The organism is Pseudomonas petrae, assembly GCF_021728295.1.
Lineage (GTDB): Bacteria > Pseudomonadota > Gammaproteobacteria > Pseudomonadales > Pseudomonadaceae > Aquipseudomonas > Aquipseudomonas petrae.
This window is the reverse complement of record NZ_JAKJXE010000015.1, coordinates 102,450-116,919: the sequence shown is the minus strand read 5'-3', so window position 1 is coordinate 116,919 and position 14,470 is coordinate 102,450. Positions and strand designations below refer to the sequence as shown.

Genomic DNA, 14,470 nt, shown 5'->3' with positions numbered 1-14,470 from the left:
TTGTAGGAGCGCGCTTGCCCGCGATTGCAGTGCATCAGACACACATTAATTAGCTGACATACCCCAATCGTGGGCAGGCGCGCTGCTACATATTCATAGCCCTGGGCTTACTGCACCTTCGCCAGATCACCCTTCAACGCGACGCCTGCCATGATGGCGCCAGCGTGGCATTCGTAGGTGGCCGGATCCTTGCGTTCGATCTTTTTGTAGTAGCTGGCGATGTTGACCACCGCGTTGGCGCCTGCGCTTTTTGCGGCCTCGTTCAACTGCAGGATGGCAGACTGCAAGACCCACTCGCAGGCGTCGTTGTCACTCTTGTTGAAGGCGTTGGTTTTCTTGTTGGTCACCGCATTGGCTGACAGCACCGACACCTTGCCTTTTGGCTGTACGCCAGCGAGGTAGAACTTCACGCTGCCGTCGAGCTTCTTCTCCTGAGTCATCTGCGCGATCACCTTTTCGAACGGCAGATACAGCGCTGTGTCCCGAGCCTGGCTGATGCCCGGCAGAGTGCTCAAAACGACGGCGGCCGTTGCTGCCCAGACTTTCAATTTCATGGTTTCGCTCCTTGAGGTGTTTAACGGGTGTAGAAGATCAGTGAAGTGCCAGGACCGGAGGGTCTTCCATTGCTCCGACGGGTTGAGCAGATCATGCGGTCAAGACCAACGCCGGAAGATCAACGACGTGTTGACCCCGCCGAAAGCAAAATTGTTGTTCATCACGAACTCGTGGTTCATGTGGCGGGGCTCGCCGCGCAGGTAGTCCAGTTCGCCGCAGCGACTGTCGACCTCGTCGAGGTTGAGCGTGTGGATATAGCGGTCGCGGTTCATCATTTCGATGCTGAACCAGGATTCCAGCGCTCCGCAGGCGCCGAGGGTGTGGCCCAGGAAACTCTTCTGCGAACTGATCGGCATGCGCGAACCGAACAGGCTCTGCGTGGCAAGCGTTTCGGCGATGTCGCCCTGTTCCGTCGCCGTACCGTGGCCGTTGACGTAACCGATGGCGTCGGGCGGCAGGCCTGCGTCTTCCAGCGCCAGTTCCATGGCTCGGCGCATGGTGACCTGCTCGGGGCGAGTGGTGTGCACGCCATCGGCGTTGCTGCCGAAGCCGACGACCTCGGCGTGAATGTTCGCACCCCGCGCCAGCGCGTGTTCCAGCTCCTCAAGCACCAGCATGCCGCCGCCTTCGCCGATCACCAGACCATCGCGCCCGCTGTCGTACGGCCGTGGGCTGGTGTGCGGCGCATCGTTCTTCAGGCTGGTCGCGTACAGCGCGTCGAACACCATAGCCTCGGTGGGACACAACTCTTCGGCGCCGCCGGCCAGCATCAACGGCAGACGCCCGAACTTGATCGCTTCATAGGCATAGCCCACGCCCTGGCTGCCGCTGGTGCAGGCGCTGGAGGTCGGGATCAGGCGGCCGGTGAGGTTGAAGAAGATGCTGATATTCGCCGCCGTGGTGTGCGGCATCATGCGCACGTATGAATTGGCATTGAGGCCTTCGGCCACGGAATTCAGCAGCATGTTGCCGAACGCCTTGATCTCATCGGTGCTGCCGGTGGATGAGCCGCAGGCCACGCCCATGCGCCCGTCACGAATGATCGGATCGCCCAGCAAGCCTGCGTCACGCAGTGCCTGTTCTGCAGCGCCGACCGCCAGTCGCGACACCCGGCCCATGCTGCGCAGCTGCTTGCGCGTCCAGTACGAGGGCACCGCGAAATCATCGATGGGGCCGGCCAGACGGGTGTTGAGTTCGGTGAAACGATCCCATTCATCCATGCGCCGGATGCCGCTGCGATTGCCAGTGAAATTGGCCTCAATGCTGGCCCAGTCGCTGCCCAGTGACGTAATGCCGGCCATGCCGGTGACGACAACGCGTTTCATCAGCACAGGCCTCCATTGACGGCCAGCACTTGGCGGGTGATGTAGGAAGCTTCTGCCGACATCAGGAAATTCACGGCGCCAGCGACTTCTTCCGGTGTGCCCATGCGTTGCGCGGGAATCATTTTCATCAACTCATCGACCGGCACGTTTTCGTCGAGCATGGCCGTGTCGATCAGCCCGGGCGCGACGCAGTTGACGGTGATCTTGCGTTTGCCCAGCTCGATCGCCAGCGCCTTGGCCGCGCCGATCACGCCCGCCTTCGATGCGCTGTAATTGACCTGGCCGCGATTGCCGATCAGCCCGGACACGGATGTGATGCAGACAATGCGCCCGGCGGCGCGGCGACGGATCATCGGCATCATCACCGGGTGCAGGACGTTGTAGAAGCCGTCGAGATTGGTGCGGATGACCATGTCCCAGTCGTCATCGGTCAGCGCCGGAAACGCGCCGTCACGGGTCAGACCGGCGTTGCAGACCACGCCGTAATAGGCGCCGTGGCTTTCGACATCGGCTTCGAGGATGGCTTTGCACGCAGCACGGTCGGCGACGTCGAATTGCAGAACGCGGGCCTGACGCCCCAGTGCCTCGACTTCACGCTGCACAGCATCGGCCTCGGCGCGGCCACTGCGGCAGTGCAGGACAATGTCGTAGCCGGCCTGGGCCAGTCGCAGCGCGATGGCGCGACCGATACCGCGGCTTGAGCCTGTGACCAGAATTGAGTCAGTCATTTACGGCTCCTTCGGCCAGATAGCTCGCCGATTGTGGCGGGCAATAAACGTTGAGTCGGGCGCTGACCTGAATGCCGGCACCGCTCATAGAACACTCGAACACGCCCATGCCGCTGTCATCCTGCAACGACCGCCGCGCATGAATAATCAGCTCGCTGCCGACCGGGAAGTGCTCGACGTTGCATTCGAATTTGCGCGTGCCCAGCAGAAACCCCAGTTCGACCGGGTCACCCTTTACGCGTGCCTTACAGCCGGCAAACGCCGCGACGCTTTGCGCCATCAGCTCGATGCCGACCCAGGCCGGCATGCTGCCGTCGGGGCGATTGAACAACCCGCCGGCGCGAACCGTTAAGCGGGTGTGAATCTGCTCCTCGTCAAACGACAGCACTTCGTCGATGAGCACCATGTCGCCGGCGTGGGGCAGTAAATCAGCCGGCGGCCATGGGCATGAAGGTGCAGCGGTCATGCGTGCTCCCCAATGATCAGGCTGACGTTGTTGCCACCGAAGGCAAAGGAATTGCTCATCATCCGGCGTGGTGAACCAAGCAGCAGGGCTTCGTTTGGCTTGACCCAGTTCAGCGCGGGCAGGCTTGTATCGGCCTCGCCATCCCACACATGAGGCGGCAGCTGCCCCTCGGCATTTTCGGGGGCGAGGGCCAACCAGCAGAACGCGGCTTCCAGTGCCCCGGCGGCGCCAAGCGTGTGGCCGCTCATGGGCTTGGTCGACGAGCACGCTACGCCATCGGGGAATACGGCGTTGACCGCCAGACTTTCCATCGCGTCGTTGTGCTGGGTCGCGGTGCCGTGCAGGTTCAGGTAGCTGATATCGCCGGCGGTCAGGTCTGCGCTGTCCAGCGCCTTCTGCATCGCTTGCCGAGCGCCGCGGCCACTCGGTTCGGGGGCGGAAATGTGGTGGGCGTCCGAACTGGCCCCGGCGCCCAGCAAGGCGATGCGGTGGTGGTCTGCGGGTTCACGCGTCATCAGAAACAGCACGGCCGCTTCGCCGATATTGATGCCGTTGCGATTGCGCGAGAACGGGTTGCAGCGCTCGTTCGACACCGCTTCGAGGGACGAGAAACCGTTGACGGTCAGCTTGCACAGGCTGTCGACGCCGCCGCACAACACCGCGTCGCACAGGTTCATGTCCAGCAGTCGGCGCGCACTGAGCAGGGCGCGTGCGCTGGAGGTGCAGGCGGTGGAAATCACGTAGGCCGGGCCGCTGAGGTCCAGCCAGGACGCGAGAAAATTGGCCGGAGCGCTGAGCTCCTGTTGGCGGTAGTCGTAGCTTTCCGGGAAGGTCTGATCGGCCAGATAGCTGGCGATCCCGCGGCTCGCTTCGTCGATCCCCGAGGTGCTGGTGCCCAGAATCACGCCGATGCGGCCGCGACCATAACGCGCGATCGCCTGCTGAATGTCAGGTTCGATCTGCAGGGCGGCGGCAAGCAACAGCTGGTTGTTGCGGCTGCTTTGTTGGCCAAGCTCGTCCGGGAGGGTGGGCAGCGGGCTTTTCACGCCGGCCACGGGCAGCGAGCGCTCGGGTATCCAGCCGCTTTCCGTGCGCATGCAGGAGGTGTCCCCGGCGAACAGCGTCCGGGCCACGCTCTGGCGGTCATCGCCCAGTGCGCAGATCAGCCCCAGGGCATTGAGGTACGCCGTCATTGACTCGCCTTGCCTTCGAGCGGGCTGACGACGTATTTCAGTTCGCCGCTTTCCATGCTGATCTTGAAGAAGCCCTCGGAGGCGTAATCGACGAACCAGCGATCATCCAGACTGCGCCCATACGGACGCAGCTGGACGCCGGGGTAGTCAAAGCGCACTTCTTTCAGGGACGTCAGGGCAAACAGCACGGCAGCGAACAGCTCGCGCGCCTCGTGGTTGGGCGGCAGCAGACCGTCGGCCTTCCAGCGTTCTTCGAGAAGCTGCTGGCGCGCAACGGGAATACCGAGAGGGTCCATCAGCGAGAAGCGCAGGCCGTGGCGTTCCTTCTGGATCACCATCAGCCAGTCCTGGCGCTGACCGGCCTGTTCGCGCTGCACGTGCAGCTGCACCGGGAATTTGATGTGGGGCGTTTGAGCAGGCAGCGGCGCATGGCTGGCGCAGCCACTCACCAACAGAACGCAGACCAGCAGAAAGGCGCGAATCATGAGGCTTTACCTTCTATGGGTGCCGAGAGAGGTTTGCGTGCGACGACATTGATCAGCGTCTCTTCACGTTTACCAAAGGGCTTGGGTTTGACCAGTTTCAGACGTTCCAGCAGACCGAAATCCCTGGCCCGGCTCCACCAGAGATAGGGATACGAAACGTTGTGCGCAGTGAAATGAAAACCTTCATTGCCCAGCATGTCCAGGTATTGCGCGGCACTTTTCTGGACATGCATCGGATGGCGGAAGAACCAGCGAATCACCCACGTGTCGATGTAGGCCTCGGTGGACTCGGCAAACAACAGATAACCGCCCGGCTTGAGCACGCGATAGAACTCGGCGAGGGACTTTTCCTGCTCGACCAGATGATGGAACGTCTGGTGGCAGAAGACCATGTCGACGCTCGCGTCTGCCAGTTGCAAGGCCGCGCAATCGCTGCCGATCAGCTCGACGTTCAAGCCGCGACGCCGAGCTTCTTCAGCGCTGAGTTGCAGGCTGAGGGGGTCGGCGTCGATGCCGAAAATCTTCGCCGGGCTGAAAGCGCTGTGCAGGTATTGAAACGACTTGCCCTGCCCGCAACCTGCGTCCAGCACCACAGGGTTCTCTGGCGGCGCTTCGCTGAACAGGCTGCGCAGGTCGTCGATGGCCACGCGTAAAACGTGGTGCTGCCACGTATGACTGCGCAGAAACAGAAAGCCCAGGCGCGTCTCTTCGACGTAGCTGTCGCTGAAATACTGGCCACTCATGGGCGTGGGCTCGCGCAGATTTCGGCAAGCATGCGCAGGCGACGCTTGGGCTCGGCGACGAACGGGTTGCGCTCATCCCACGCGTACCCGGCCAGGATCGAGCTGATCATGCGGCGTATGTCGGGGCTGCTGCCCGGATAGAAAATCACGTCCTGAAAACTGCCTTCGTACCAGCCTTCGACGTAGGCGCGGAAAGTGTCGACGCCGCGTTTCAGCGGCGCGGCGAACTCGCTTTCCCAGTCAACGCTCTCGCCTTGCAGCTGACGATGCAGCACCCCGGCGGCCATGCTCGCCGAGCGCATGGCGATGGTCACGCCAGACGAAAACACGGGGTCGAGAAATTCCGCTGCGTTGCCAAGCAGGGCAAAGCCTTTGCCGTGCAGGGTTTTGACGTTGGCCGAGTACCCACCGATGCTGCGCGCCGGGGTGTCCCAAACTGCGTTTTGCAACACGCGGTTCAGGCTCGGGGTCTCGTCGATAAACGCGCGCAGACAGGCGTCGAGGTCATCGGGCTTGCCCACGAAACGCTCGGCGGATGCCACGACGCCCACCGAGCATCGGCCGTTGCTGAACGGGATCGACCAGAACCACACGTCCTTTTGGGTTGGGTGAACCGTCACCAGAATCTTCTCGCGATCAAAGCCTTGGTCGTCGATGCGGTCTTCGACGTGAGTAAACACCGCCTGACGCAGGGGAAAGTTCGAGGGGGCTTCCAGGTCCAGCAGGCGCGGCAGTACGCGGCCATATCCGCTGGCGTCGAGCACGAACCTCGCTTGCACGCGGAAGGCCGTACCGTCTTCGCGCTGCACGTCGAGGATTGGCTGTTCGCCGGAGAAGTCTGCGGCCGTGATGGCTTCCCGGTAACGAACTTCAACGCCCTGGCGCTCGGCTTCATTGGCCAGCAGTTTGTCGAAGTCAGCGCGCTGGACCTGAAAGGTTGTGGGCTTGCCGTTGCTGAAGGTGTCACCGAAGTCGAACGCGCTGTATTGCTCACCGCAGGCGAACGCCGCGCCGTTTTTCATCTGGAAGCCGGCGGCGTTGACCGCTTCCAGCATCCCTGCTTCTTCGACGAAATCCAGGCAATGGGACAGCAGGCTCTCGCCGATGGAGAAGCGCGGGAACTGCTGGCGCTCGATGATCAGCACATCGTGGCCCTGACGTTTGAGCAACGCGGCGGCGATGGCTCCGGCTGGGCCGGCACCGATCACGACGATCTGGCGACATTCCATTTCAGCTATTGGCACAAGGTTTCCTTTTCGAGTGTTCGACGACGTCGACGTCTTGCAAATCAAGAGGGCGATTCATGCCCAGGAGGGCAGGCAACAAGGTGGCGATTAGGCTCATGATCATCAGCGCGAAATACAACGACGGGTTGATCAGCCCCTGTTGCAGCAGCAGGTTGAGAAAGATGATTTCGCTGAGGCCACGGATGTTCAGCAGCAGGGCTTCTTTCCAGCGCACGGCACCGGCAAACGAAGGCGCCGCCCAGCGCACGCCGATCCAGTTGCCCAGCAGTTTGCTGGCGATTGGCAGCACGACCAGCGCAAGCAGATTCAATCCGCCCAGTTCACCGATGGCGTTGTGAATATTGATCTGGACGATGCCGAACGTGAGGATCAGCGGGATCGCCACGTAGTGCTGCAGCGCCTTGAAGCAGGCGGCTCGCAGCGGCAGGGCGAAGGGTTGTTTGAGCGCGTTCATGCACAGCAGATAGCCGATGCCGACGATGAGCGCGTTGAGGCGATAGTGTTCGGCGACCATCAGCAGCACAAAGAAAACGGTGCCATAAACCCGTGGCTGTCGAACCCGCAGCAGCCGTAACAGCAGCGGCACGCCGGCGAGCAGCAGCGGGACAACCAGACTGGTCAGGTGCAGGCTGCCCTGGGCCAGCCCGAACAGGCCCCAGCAGGCGAGATCAATGAGGATCGCGGTTTGCACCAGACGTCGCGTGGCGTGCGGCGGGTAGCCGATATGGTTGAGATAGAGGTACAGCACGGGAATGGCAGTGATGGCGAACACCAACCCCAGCGCCAGGGTGCTCAGCCAGCTCGACGCCGGCAAAAGCCACACGGCGCAGCCGACGCCACAGAGAAACGGGACGCAGAAGCTGGGCAGCGCGACTTTCAGGCTCTGCGGGTCCAGGCGCACATCGATCACATCGCTGAGGACATGCCCGAGCACGACCGCGAAACTCACGCCGTACAGGGTTTTCAGCCAGACCGGCGCAACCAGTTGCGCGCCCGTGAGCTGCCACTGCGGCTCGACGAGGAACAGCATCAGCAACGGGATGGCAAACGTCGCCAGCAGCAACTGGCTGACGATGGGGATCAGGTTCAGTCGAGCGCCGAGCCGGCTGGCCAGTGCGAACAGCGCGAGCATAATCGCCCAGAACGCGACGATCATCACGAGCGTGACTCGTGCTGACGCCCAGCCCAGGGCGCCAGAATGAAGCTGAACGCCAGGCCGAGGCTCACCGACAGGCCGAAATTGCTCACCGCCGGTGTGCTGGAAATCGCCAGCAGACCGAATGACAGCCACGTGGTTGCCGCCGCCAGCAGCGTGCCCAGCAGGCTCACGGCCGCGCCGCCAATCTGCTCGCGCATGAGGATCGCGTAATCGACGCTGATTGCCGTCACCAGCAACAGACCGAACAGGCTGAACAGCGTCAGCGGCTGACCCAACCAGCCGAGGCTCGCCAGACTGCACACGGCCGCGAGCAACGGCAGGGCAATCACCCGCAGCGCCCCGCGCAGACCAAATGGCAGGATCAACAGCAGAACGATCAGCACACACGACGCCAGCTTCAGCTCGGCGGCGCTGATCTGAGTGGCGGCGAATACTTTGTTCAGATCACCCAGGCGATCCACCAACTGCACCCCCGGAAGATCCTGCGCTTGCTCGCGCAGCAGCGCCGCATCGTTCAGGCCTTGCAGGCTGACGATTCCGGCCACGCCTTCAGCGTTGCTGCCCAGCCACAGCAGGCGCCAGGGTTCGCCCAAAGGTCCGGCCAGCACAGCGTCGATACTTTGAACGGGAAGGGCACGCAGGTTTGCCAGTTCGTTATTGAGTACCTCCGGCGGCACACCCAACGCGAGCAACGGCTGCCAGTGCGCGGGCAGCGTGTCGAGGGCGGCGCGCGTGGCCTGTTGTTCGGCAGGCGTCGCCACTAATTGGTTGAGTGACAGATACCCCTGCAGCTTGCCTTGGGTGACCAGTTGATCGAGCCGCTGGCTCAGCGAGGTCTGACGTTCCAATAGCTGCTGCTGATCGGCGCCGCGCACGAGGAAGAACTGGCTGGTAGGTTGATAACCGGTGATGCGCGCCACGGAGCGCGCTTCGTCGGTCAGGCTTTGCGGCGCGGCGATCCATTGGCGGATGTCGTTCCTGGTGGTCAATTGCAGCAGGCCGGCTGCGCAAAAAATGAGCAACATTCCCAGCAGCACCGGCGTGCCCACGCGAGTGAGCAGTCGGGAGCGTGCGTTCATCAAGGCTTCGGCGATCTTCAGCGGCCATTGCGCAGGGCGCAACTCGACACCGTTGAGCAGCGCCGGCAGCAGGCACACCGCCGTCAGATAAGCGCCGACCAGACCGGCCGCCGAGAACACGGCGATCTGCGTCAGGGCCGGAAAAGGCGTCCAGGCCAGGGCCAGATAGCCGATGCAACTGGTTGCCAGACTCAGGCTCAGGCCCGACAGCGTCAGACGCAACGCCGGCCAGCTGCGCCAGGGTTTCAGGCTCCAGCTTTTGGAGAGGTAGTGCAGCGGATAGTCCACCGCCACGCCGATCAGGCTCGACCCCAGCACCAGCGTCATGACGTGCATCTTGCCGAACAGCGCGACGCAGGCCGTGGCGCCGAACAGCATGCCCACCATCACCGGAATGAACGCCAGTAGTACGCGCCAGCGTTTGAACGCCAGCAGCAACAACAACAGGATGCCTAGCGTGGCGCCGCCGCCGACCCAGGTGATTTCTCGGGTGGCCTGTTGCTGGCCATGGGCGGCGTACAAGAGTCCGCTGGCCGCCAGCAATTGTGCGTCGCTCGCGCTCGCCTGTTGGCGCGCTTCGTCCAGCAGCGCTGAGACGTGAAGCGGCAAGCGCATGTCGAACGCGTCGGCGCGGGTCCGGGCGCGCAGCAGGACCCAGCTTTTGCCGTCGGCCCTGGCGATCAGCGCGCCGCTGCCGATGTCCAGTTGCACCGAACCGTGCATCGGCTGACCGTTCTGAATGCGCCCCGTCAGCCCGAGCCAATCTTCCTGGCTGGGCACCAGACTGAAACCGCCAAACGGATCGAACAGGCTTTGCACGCGTTGCTGAATAAATGCTTCGGGGTGCTCGATGAATTCGGTGCGGTCCTTGGGCGGCAGCATCGCCAGACGACCGCGCAGCAGTTGTTCACGCAAGGCCGGAAGATCGGCCTGCACGTTCCACTGGACCTTTTCGAAGAGCCCGCTGGCTTGCCATTTCTCGCTCAGTTGTCGCGCCAACTCGACGGCCTTTTCGGCATCGGCGTGACCAACCAGTACCAGCATCTCGCGGTTCATCGGCTCCTGAATGCGCTGTTCGGCGCGCAGTTCCAGCGCGTCCGGCGTGCTGCCGGGTACCAGTTCCATAAGGTTGGCCGACAGCGGCGCGCCATGACGCCATTGCCATCCGGCGAGTGCGAGCACTGCCAGCAAGGCAATCAGGAAAAGGCGCGGCAGCAGGCGTTCAATCGGCAAAATCAGCGCGCTCCGAGTCGCTCAGCGGCTGGGCGCTGGAGCTGTCGACCATCTTCAGCAGGGTGCTGTCGCCTTGGGTTTCAAGCAGCTCGATGCGCTGCACCAGTGCGGCGCCGTTGATGTTGATTTGCTTGAACACCTGTTTCAGCAACATCGAGCGCGGCACCAAGGTCAGTTGCCAGGCTTGGGCGTCGCCACTCAACTGCACGTCGAAATCACGCTGCAGGCCGCTGCTGTCGCCTTGTAAAACCGCGAGAAACAGCCGGTTCTGCTCGGCGCCTGCGCTTTTGCCGGGCAGCATCTGCCAGCCGCCATCGGTGTCGCGACGGGCGATGCCGGCAGCAGTGATGCGGTAATCCTGTTTGAGCGGCGTATCGAGCAGCCACAGCAGGCCTGAATCCTTCGCCAGCACGAAATTGCCCTTGCTGGTCAGCGGCTGAGGCAGGGAACGCAGCTGTTTTTCCTGCACGAAGGCGCCATGGATGACGCCGGGCTTGGCCAGTTGATCGCTCAGTTGCTGCAGATCGAAGGCGTGTGCCAGCGGGGTGAGCACCAACAGCGCCAGCGCAACAAGGGTCTTAAAAGGATTCATGAAAGAGCCCTCTCAACCGCTTCAACAAATACCTTGGGGCTGGCCAGTTGCATCTCGCGCGAGTTCACATCGACGGCCACTTGCACAGTGCTGGCGCGGGTCAGGCGCTCGCCGGTCGTGATGTCGGTGATCAGGTAGTCGATCTTCAAGCGGTTCTCCCACTCCACGAGGCTGGCGCGCACGTTGATGCGCTGGCCGAATACCGCGCCGCGCACATAGCGCAGTTGCAGGTCGATCACCGGCCAGGCGTAACCGGATTCAAGCATGTGCGTGTAGTTGTGGCCGAGTTTGTCGAGCAGCGCGCAGCGCGCCACTTCCAGGTACTTCACGTAGTGCCCGTGCCAGACAACGTGCATGGTATCGACGTCGAAAAACGGCACCAGCACTTCGGTGTCTTCGTGGATCACGCCTTTACTACGCATGCAGCCTCCAGTGTTGTTCGGCGATGCGCTTCAGGCACAGTCGCAGTTCGCCTTCCAGCGCGCGATCTTCTATTACCGGCGGGAAGTCCTCGCGCAGTTGTTCGTGCATGTCCGCAAGGGCGGGCGGCAGCGGGCGGGCATCGGCAGCGCGGCTGCGCAACCAGACGCCCTGATTGGCGGCGATCAGCGTGGCGGCCGCGACCTGCTCGGTCAGCTCCAGCACGCGAATGGCGTCGCGGGCGGCGATGGTGCCCATGCTCACTTTGTCCTGGTTGTGGCATTCGGTGGAGCGCGAAAACACGCTGGCCGGCATGGTGTTTTTCAGCGCTTCGGCGGTCCAGGCGCTGGTGCCGATCTGCACGGCCTTGAAGCCATGGTTGATCATCGCGCGGTCCGCCGGGGCGCCGGAAAGGTTGCTCGGCAGGCCGTGGTTGTAACGCTCGTCCACCAGCAACGCGAGCTGGCGGTCCAGCAGGTCGGCGACGTTGGCGACCAGATTTTTCAGGCTGTCCATGGCGAAGGCGATGTGGCCGCCATAGAAGTGACCGCCATGCAGCACGCGTTCGGCTTCGGCGTCGATGATCGGGTTGTCGTTGGCGCTGTTCAGCTCAATTTCGATGAAGCTGCGCAGCCAGTTGAGGCTGTCCGCCAGCACGCCCAGCACGTGGGGGGCGCAGCGCAGGGAGTATCGGTCTTGCAGGCGATGCAGCGGGGCGGTCGGCGCGTCGATGGCCAGATCCTTGCGCAGCCAGGCGGCGACTTGCATCTGCCCCGGATGCGGTTTTGCAGCAAACAGGCGCTCGTCGAAGTGCTCGGGATTACCTTGCAGCGCCACGACGTTCATCGCGGTAATGCGGGTTGCCAGTTGCAGCAGATAATCGGCGCGGGCGAAAGCCAGGCATGCCAGACCGGTCATGACCGCTGTACCGTTCATCAAGGCCAGCGCTTCTTTCGGCCGAAGCACCAGCGGATCCCAGCCCAATTGACGATGCACATCGGCAGACTGCCGACGCTCGCCGTTGAACAGCACCTCGCGCTCGCCGGACAGTGTCGCCGCGACATAAGAGAGCGGCGTCAGATCACCACTGGCGCCCACCGAGCCTTCTTCCGGAATCAGCGGCAGGATGTCGTGGTCGAGAAAGGCCTGAAGCCGCTCGAGCAACTCGACGCGCACGCCGGACACGCCGTGGCACAGCGAGCGCAGACGCGCGGCCAGCACCGCTCGGGTGGCCTGGGCATCGAGCAACTTGCCGAGCCCGCAACCATGAAAGGTGTACAGGTGACGAGGCAGCGCTTCGACGTGTTGCAGCGGCACCGCGACCACGCACGAATCGCCATAGCCGGTGGTTACGCCGTAGATCACGCCTTCCTTGTCCAGCAACGAATCAAGAAACTGCGCGCCCTTGGCGATGCGCTGGCGGTAGGCGCTGTCGTTCTGCAACGCCGTTGGCCGCTGGCGGTTGGACAGGGCCAGCACGTCCTCGATGCGCAGGTGGCCTTCGCCGAAAATGATGGACTCAGGTGCTTGGTTCGTCATCGGATTTCCAGAACGGGTAGAAGTTGAACCACTGCTGCGGCGCTTGCAGGCAGTAGTGCGCCAGACGGTCGGCGTAGCGTTGGGTCCATTGGGCGATCACTTGCTGGCGATCGCTGCGGCGCCATTCGATGGCAGCGGCGAACGGTTCGAGGATCACCCGATAGCCGCTCGCGCCCTTGAGGCAGAAAATCAGGTTGATCGGGCATTTCAGCAAGCCGGCCAGCAGCCATGGGCCCTGGGGGAACGCCGCCGTATGGCCGAGAAAGTCGACCCGCGCATTGCGTCCGCCGTGCAACGGGACGCGGTCGCCGGCGATGGCCAGCCACTCGCCGCGATCCAGACGCTGACTCAGTTGCAGCATGATCGCTGGGTCCAGTTCGCTGACCTGAATCAGCCGCAAATTGGTCGCGCCGGCTTCGCCCAACAGACGGTTGAAACGCTCGGCGTGCTTGGTGTGCACCAGCACATTCATGGTGACTTTTTCGCCCAGCTCGGCCAGCGCCCGACAGACTTCAAGGTTGCCCAGGTGCGCGCCGACCAGCATCTGCCCGCGCTCGCCGCGCAACTGATCACGCAAGTGCGCGTCGTCGATGATTTCAATTTGCTCCAGTCCCAGCTTGCCATTCCACACGTCCAGCTTGTCGAGCAGGGCGTCGGCGAAGGCCATGAATTGTCCGAACACGCGCCAGTGAGTGGGGCGCAGCTGTGGCTGCTGGGTCCAATCGGCCAGGTGTTGTTGGTACTCCCACGCGCTGCGACGAGCGCGACGGCCAAACAGGAAAAAGTACAGCACGATGCCGTGCAGGATCGGGCTGAGCACCCGTCGACCAAGGACTTTCACGCCCCAGGCCGTGAGCTTCATCAGCAGGAAACTGCCGCGCTCCTCGTGGGCCGCCCAGTGCTGCTTTTGATCGGCGTCACTCATGGCAACCACCGCCGCCAGAGGATCAGCGGGAAGCGCCCGAGCATGCCGAAGAACAGTTTGGCGTGCATCTTCGAGATGAGGGCGTTGTCGTGGAACAGCCGAAAATGCGAGAGGCCGTCCAGGGGGTAGTGAACCTTGGTCGGCAGCCAGCGCATCGGCTGATTGCGCCACGACAGGCGCACGAGGATTTCCGGGTCGAAGTCCATGCGCTTGCCCAGATTGACGGTGTCGATCAGGTGCAACACCGGCTTGAGCGGGTAGACCCGAAAGCCGCACATGGAATCGGGAATCTGCAGCGACAGGCTGTTGATCCAGACCCAGACGTGGGTGAGGTAGCGCGCGTACAAGCGGCCTTTGGGCACGCTGGCGTCGTACTGCGGATAGCCGCAGATCAGCGCCGCCGGGTATTGGCGTGAGTGATCGAGAAACACCGCGATGTCGTTCAGATCGTGCTGGCCGTCGGCGTCGACTTGCAGGGCGTGGCTGAAGCCCAGTTTCGACGCTTCGCGCAGGCCGGCCATGACAGCGCCGCCCTTGCCCTGATTGATCGGCAGCTTCACCAGAAAGACATTGGCCTGTTGGGCGAGGGATTCAAGCACGGCGGCGCAGGCCGGGCTGCTGGCGTCGTCGACCAGCACGCAGGGCAAGCCGGCGTGCAGCAACTCCTGAACCACGGCCGGTACGGCGAGTTCGTGGTTGTAGACCGGGATCACGGCGCAGGGGTTATGCATGGGCGAGTTCTTCCTTGAGCGTGCGCAATCCATCAGCGCAGGATCGCGAG

General features: G+C 62.9%; 15 protein-coding genes. All 15 read right to left on the bottom strand.

Going from position 1 to position 14,470, the window contains the following annotated elements:
* Positions 1–107 precede the first annotated feature (107 nt).
* The 15 genes from L4G42_RS22250 to L4G42_RS22180 all read right to left on the bottom strand — a co-directional run bounded on the left by L4G42_RS22250 (position 108) and on the right by L4G42_RS22180 (position 14,420).
* The gene (locus L4G42_RS22250) at positions 108–554 is read right to left on the bottom strand and encodes an excinuclease (RefSeq protein WP_237253541.1); all 447 of its coding nucleotides are present in this window, start codon (positions 552–554) and stop codon (positions 108–110) included.
* Between the two features lie 99 nt (positions 555–653).
* A complete protein-coding gene (locus L4G42_RS22245) occupies positions 654–1,880 on the bottom strand; it encodes a beta-ketoacyl-ACP synthase (protein ID WP_237253540.1) in 1,227 nt (408 codons plus the stop codon).
* On the bottom strand, positions 1,880–2,608 hold the full coding sequence (gene fabG, locus L4G42_RS22240) for a 3-oxoacyl-ACP reductase FabG (protein ID WP_237253539.1): 729 nt from the start codon (positions 2,606–2,608) through the stop codon (positions 1,880–1,882). The genes L4G42_RS22245 and fabG overlap by 1 nt, the downstream gene beginning before the upstream one ends.
* Positions 2,601–3,074: a hotdog family protein gene (locus tag L4G42_RS22235; protein ID WP_237253538.1), complete on the bottom strand. Its 474-nt coding sequence runs from the start codon at positions 3,072–3,074 to the stop codon at positions 2,601–2,603. The genes fabG and L4G42_RS22235 overlap by 8 nt, the downstream gene beginning before the upstream one ends.
* On the bottom strand, positions 3,071–4,267 hold the full coding sequence (locus tag L4G42_RS22230) for a beta-ketoacyl-[acyl-carrier-protein] synthase family protein (protein ID WP_237253537.1): 1,197 nt from the start codon (positions 4,265–4,267) through the stop codon (positions 3,071–3,073). The genes L4G42_RS22235 and L4G42_RS22230 overlap by 4 nt, the downstream gene beginning before the upstream one ends.
* Positions 4,264–4,752, bottom strand: a complete 489-nt coding sequence (locus L4G42_RS22225; RefSeq protein ID WP_237253536.1) for a DUF3261 domain-containing protein — start codon at positions 4,750–4,752, stop codon at positions 4,264–4,266. Before L4G42_RS22225 ends, L4G42_RS22230 begins: the two co-directional genes overlap by 4 nt.
* Positions 4,749–5,495 carry a class I SAM-dependent methyltransferase gene (locus L4G42_RS22220; RefSeq protein WP_237253535.1) on the bottom strand — a complete coding sequence of 249 codons (747 nt, stop codon included), beginning with the start codon at positions 5,493–5,495 and terminating at the stop codon, positions 4,749–4,751. Before L4G42_RS22220 ends, L4G42_RS22225 begins: the two co-directional genes overlap by 4 nt.
* On the bottom strand, positions 5,492–6,739 hold the full coding sequence (locus L4G42_RS22215) for an NAD(P)/FAD-dependent oxidoreductase (RefSeq protein WP_237253534.1): 1,248 nt from the start codon (positions 6,737–6,739) through the stop codon (positions 5,492–5,494). The genes L4G42_RS22220 and L4G42_RS22215 overlap by 4 nt, the downstream gene beginning before the upstream one ends.
* Positions 6,726–7,901: a cation:proton antiporter gene (locus L4G42_RS22210; RefSeq protein ID WP_237253533.1), complete on the bottom strand. Its 1,176-nt coding sequence runs from the start codon at positions 7,899–7,901 to the stop codon at positions 6,726–6,728. Before L4G42_RS22210 ends, L4G42_RS22215 begins: the two co-directional genes overlap by 14 nt.
* On the bottom strand, positions 7,898–10,213 hold the full coding sequence (locus L4G42_RS22205) for an MMPL family transporter (RefSeq protein WP_237259800.1): 2,316 nt from the start codon (positions 10,211–10,213) through the stop codon (positions 7,898–7,900). The genes L4G42_RS22210 and L4G42_RS22205 overlap by 4 nt, the downstream gene beginning before the upstream one ends.
* A complete protein-coding gene (locus tag L4G42_RS22200; RefSeq protein WP_237253531.1) occupies positions 10,203–10,805 on the bottom strand; it encodes an outer membrane lipoprotein carrier protein LolA in 603 nt (200 codons plus the stop codon). The genes L4G42_RS22205 and L4G42_RS22200 overlap by 11 nt, the downstream gene beginning before the upstream one ends.
* Positions 10,802–11,227 carry an acyl-CoA thioesterase gene (locus L4G42_RS22195; protein WP_237253530.1) on the bottom strand — a complete coding sequence of 142 codons (426 nt, stop codon included), beginning with the start codon at positions 11,225–11,227 and terminating at the stop codon, positions 10,802–10,804. Before L4G42_RS22195 ends, L4G42_RS22200 begins: the two co-directional genes overlap by 4 nt.
* Positions 11,220–12,764, bottom strand: a complete 1,545-nt coding sequence (locus L4G42_RS22190; protein WP_237253529.1) for an HAL/PAL/TAL family ammonia-lyase — start codon at positions 12,762–12,764, stop codon at positions 11,220–11,222. The genes L4G42_RS22195 and L4G42_RS22190 overlap by 8 nt, the downstream gene beginning before the upstream one ends.
* On the bottom strand, positions 12,745–13,689 hold the full coding sequence (locus L4G42_RS22185) for an LpxL/LpxP family acyltransferase (protein ID WP_237253528.1): 945 nt from the start codon (positions 13,687–13,689) through the stop codon (positions 12,745–12,747). The genes L4G42_RS22190 and L4G42_RS22185 overlap by 20 nt, the downstream gene beginning before the upstream one ends.
* Positions 13,686–14,420 (bottom strand): glycosyltransferase family 2 protein, encoded by a 735-nt coding sequence (locus L4G42_RS22180; RefSeq protein ID WP_237253527.1) that lies wholly within the window; start codon positions 14,418–14,420, stop codon positions 13,686–13,688. The genes L4G42_RS22185 and L4G42_RS22180 overlap by 4 nt, the downstream gene beginning before the upstream one ends.
* Between the last annotated feature and the right edge of the window lie 50 nt (positions 14,421–14,470).

Coding starts and splice junctions, on each gene's coding strand:
- L4G42_RS22235 (WP_237253538.1), bottom strand. CDS start 3,074: ATGACCGCTGCACCTTCATGCCCATGGCCGCCGGCTGATTTACTGCCC.
- L4G42_RS22195 (WP_237253530.1), bottom strand. CDS start 11,227: ATGCGTAGTAAAGGCGTGATCCACGAAGACACCGAAGTGCTGGTGCCG.
- L4G42_RS22220 (WP_237253535.1), bottom strand. CDS start 5,495: ATGAGTGGCCAGTATTTCAGCGACAGCTACGTCGAAGAGACGCGCCTG.
- L4G42_RS22185 (WP_237253528.1), bottom strand. CDS start 13,689: ATGAGTGACGCCGATCAAAAGCAGCACTGGGCGGCCCACGAGGAGCGC.
- L4G42_RS22225 (WP_237253536.1), bottom strand. CDS start 4,752: ATGATTCGCGCCTTTCTGCTGGTCTGCGTTCTGTTGGTGAGTGGCTGC.
- fabG (WP_237253539.1), bottom strand. CDS start 2,608: ATGACTGACTCAATTCTGGTCACAGGCTCAAGCCGCGGTATCGGTCGC.
- L4G42_RS22250 (WP_237253541.1), bottom strand. CDS start 554: ATGAAATTGAAAGTCTGGGCAGCAACGGCCGCCGTCGTTTTGAGCACT.
- L4G42_RS22180 (WP_237253527.1), bottom strand. CDS start 14,420: ATGCATAACCCCTGCGCCGTGATCCCGGTCTACAACCACGAACTCGCC.
- L4G42_RS22230 (WP_237253537.1), bottom strand. CDS start 4,267: ATGACGGCGTACCTCAATGCCCTGGGGCTGATCTGCGCACTGGGCGAT.
- L4G42_RS22245 (WP_237253540.1), bottom strand. CDS start 1,880: ATGAAACGCGTTGTCGTCACCGGCATGGCCGGCATTACGTCACTGGGC.
- L4G42_RS22190 (WP_237253529.1), bottom strand. CDS start 12,764: ATGACGAACCAAGCACCTGAGTCCATCATTTTCGGCGAAGGCCACCTG.
- L4G42_RS22200 (WP_237253531.1), bottom strand. CDS start 10,805: ATGAATCCTTTTAAGACCCTTGTTGCGCTGGCGCTGTTGGTGCTCACC.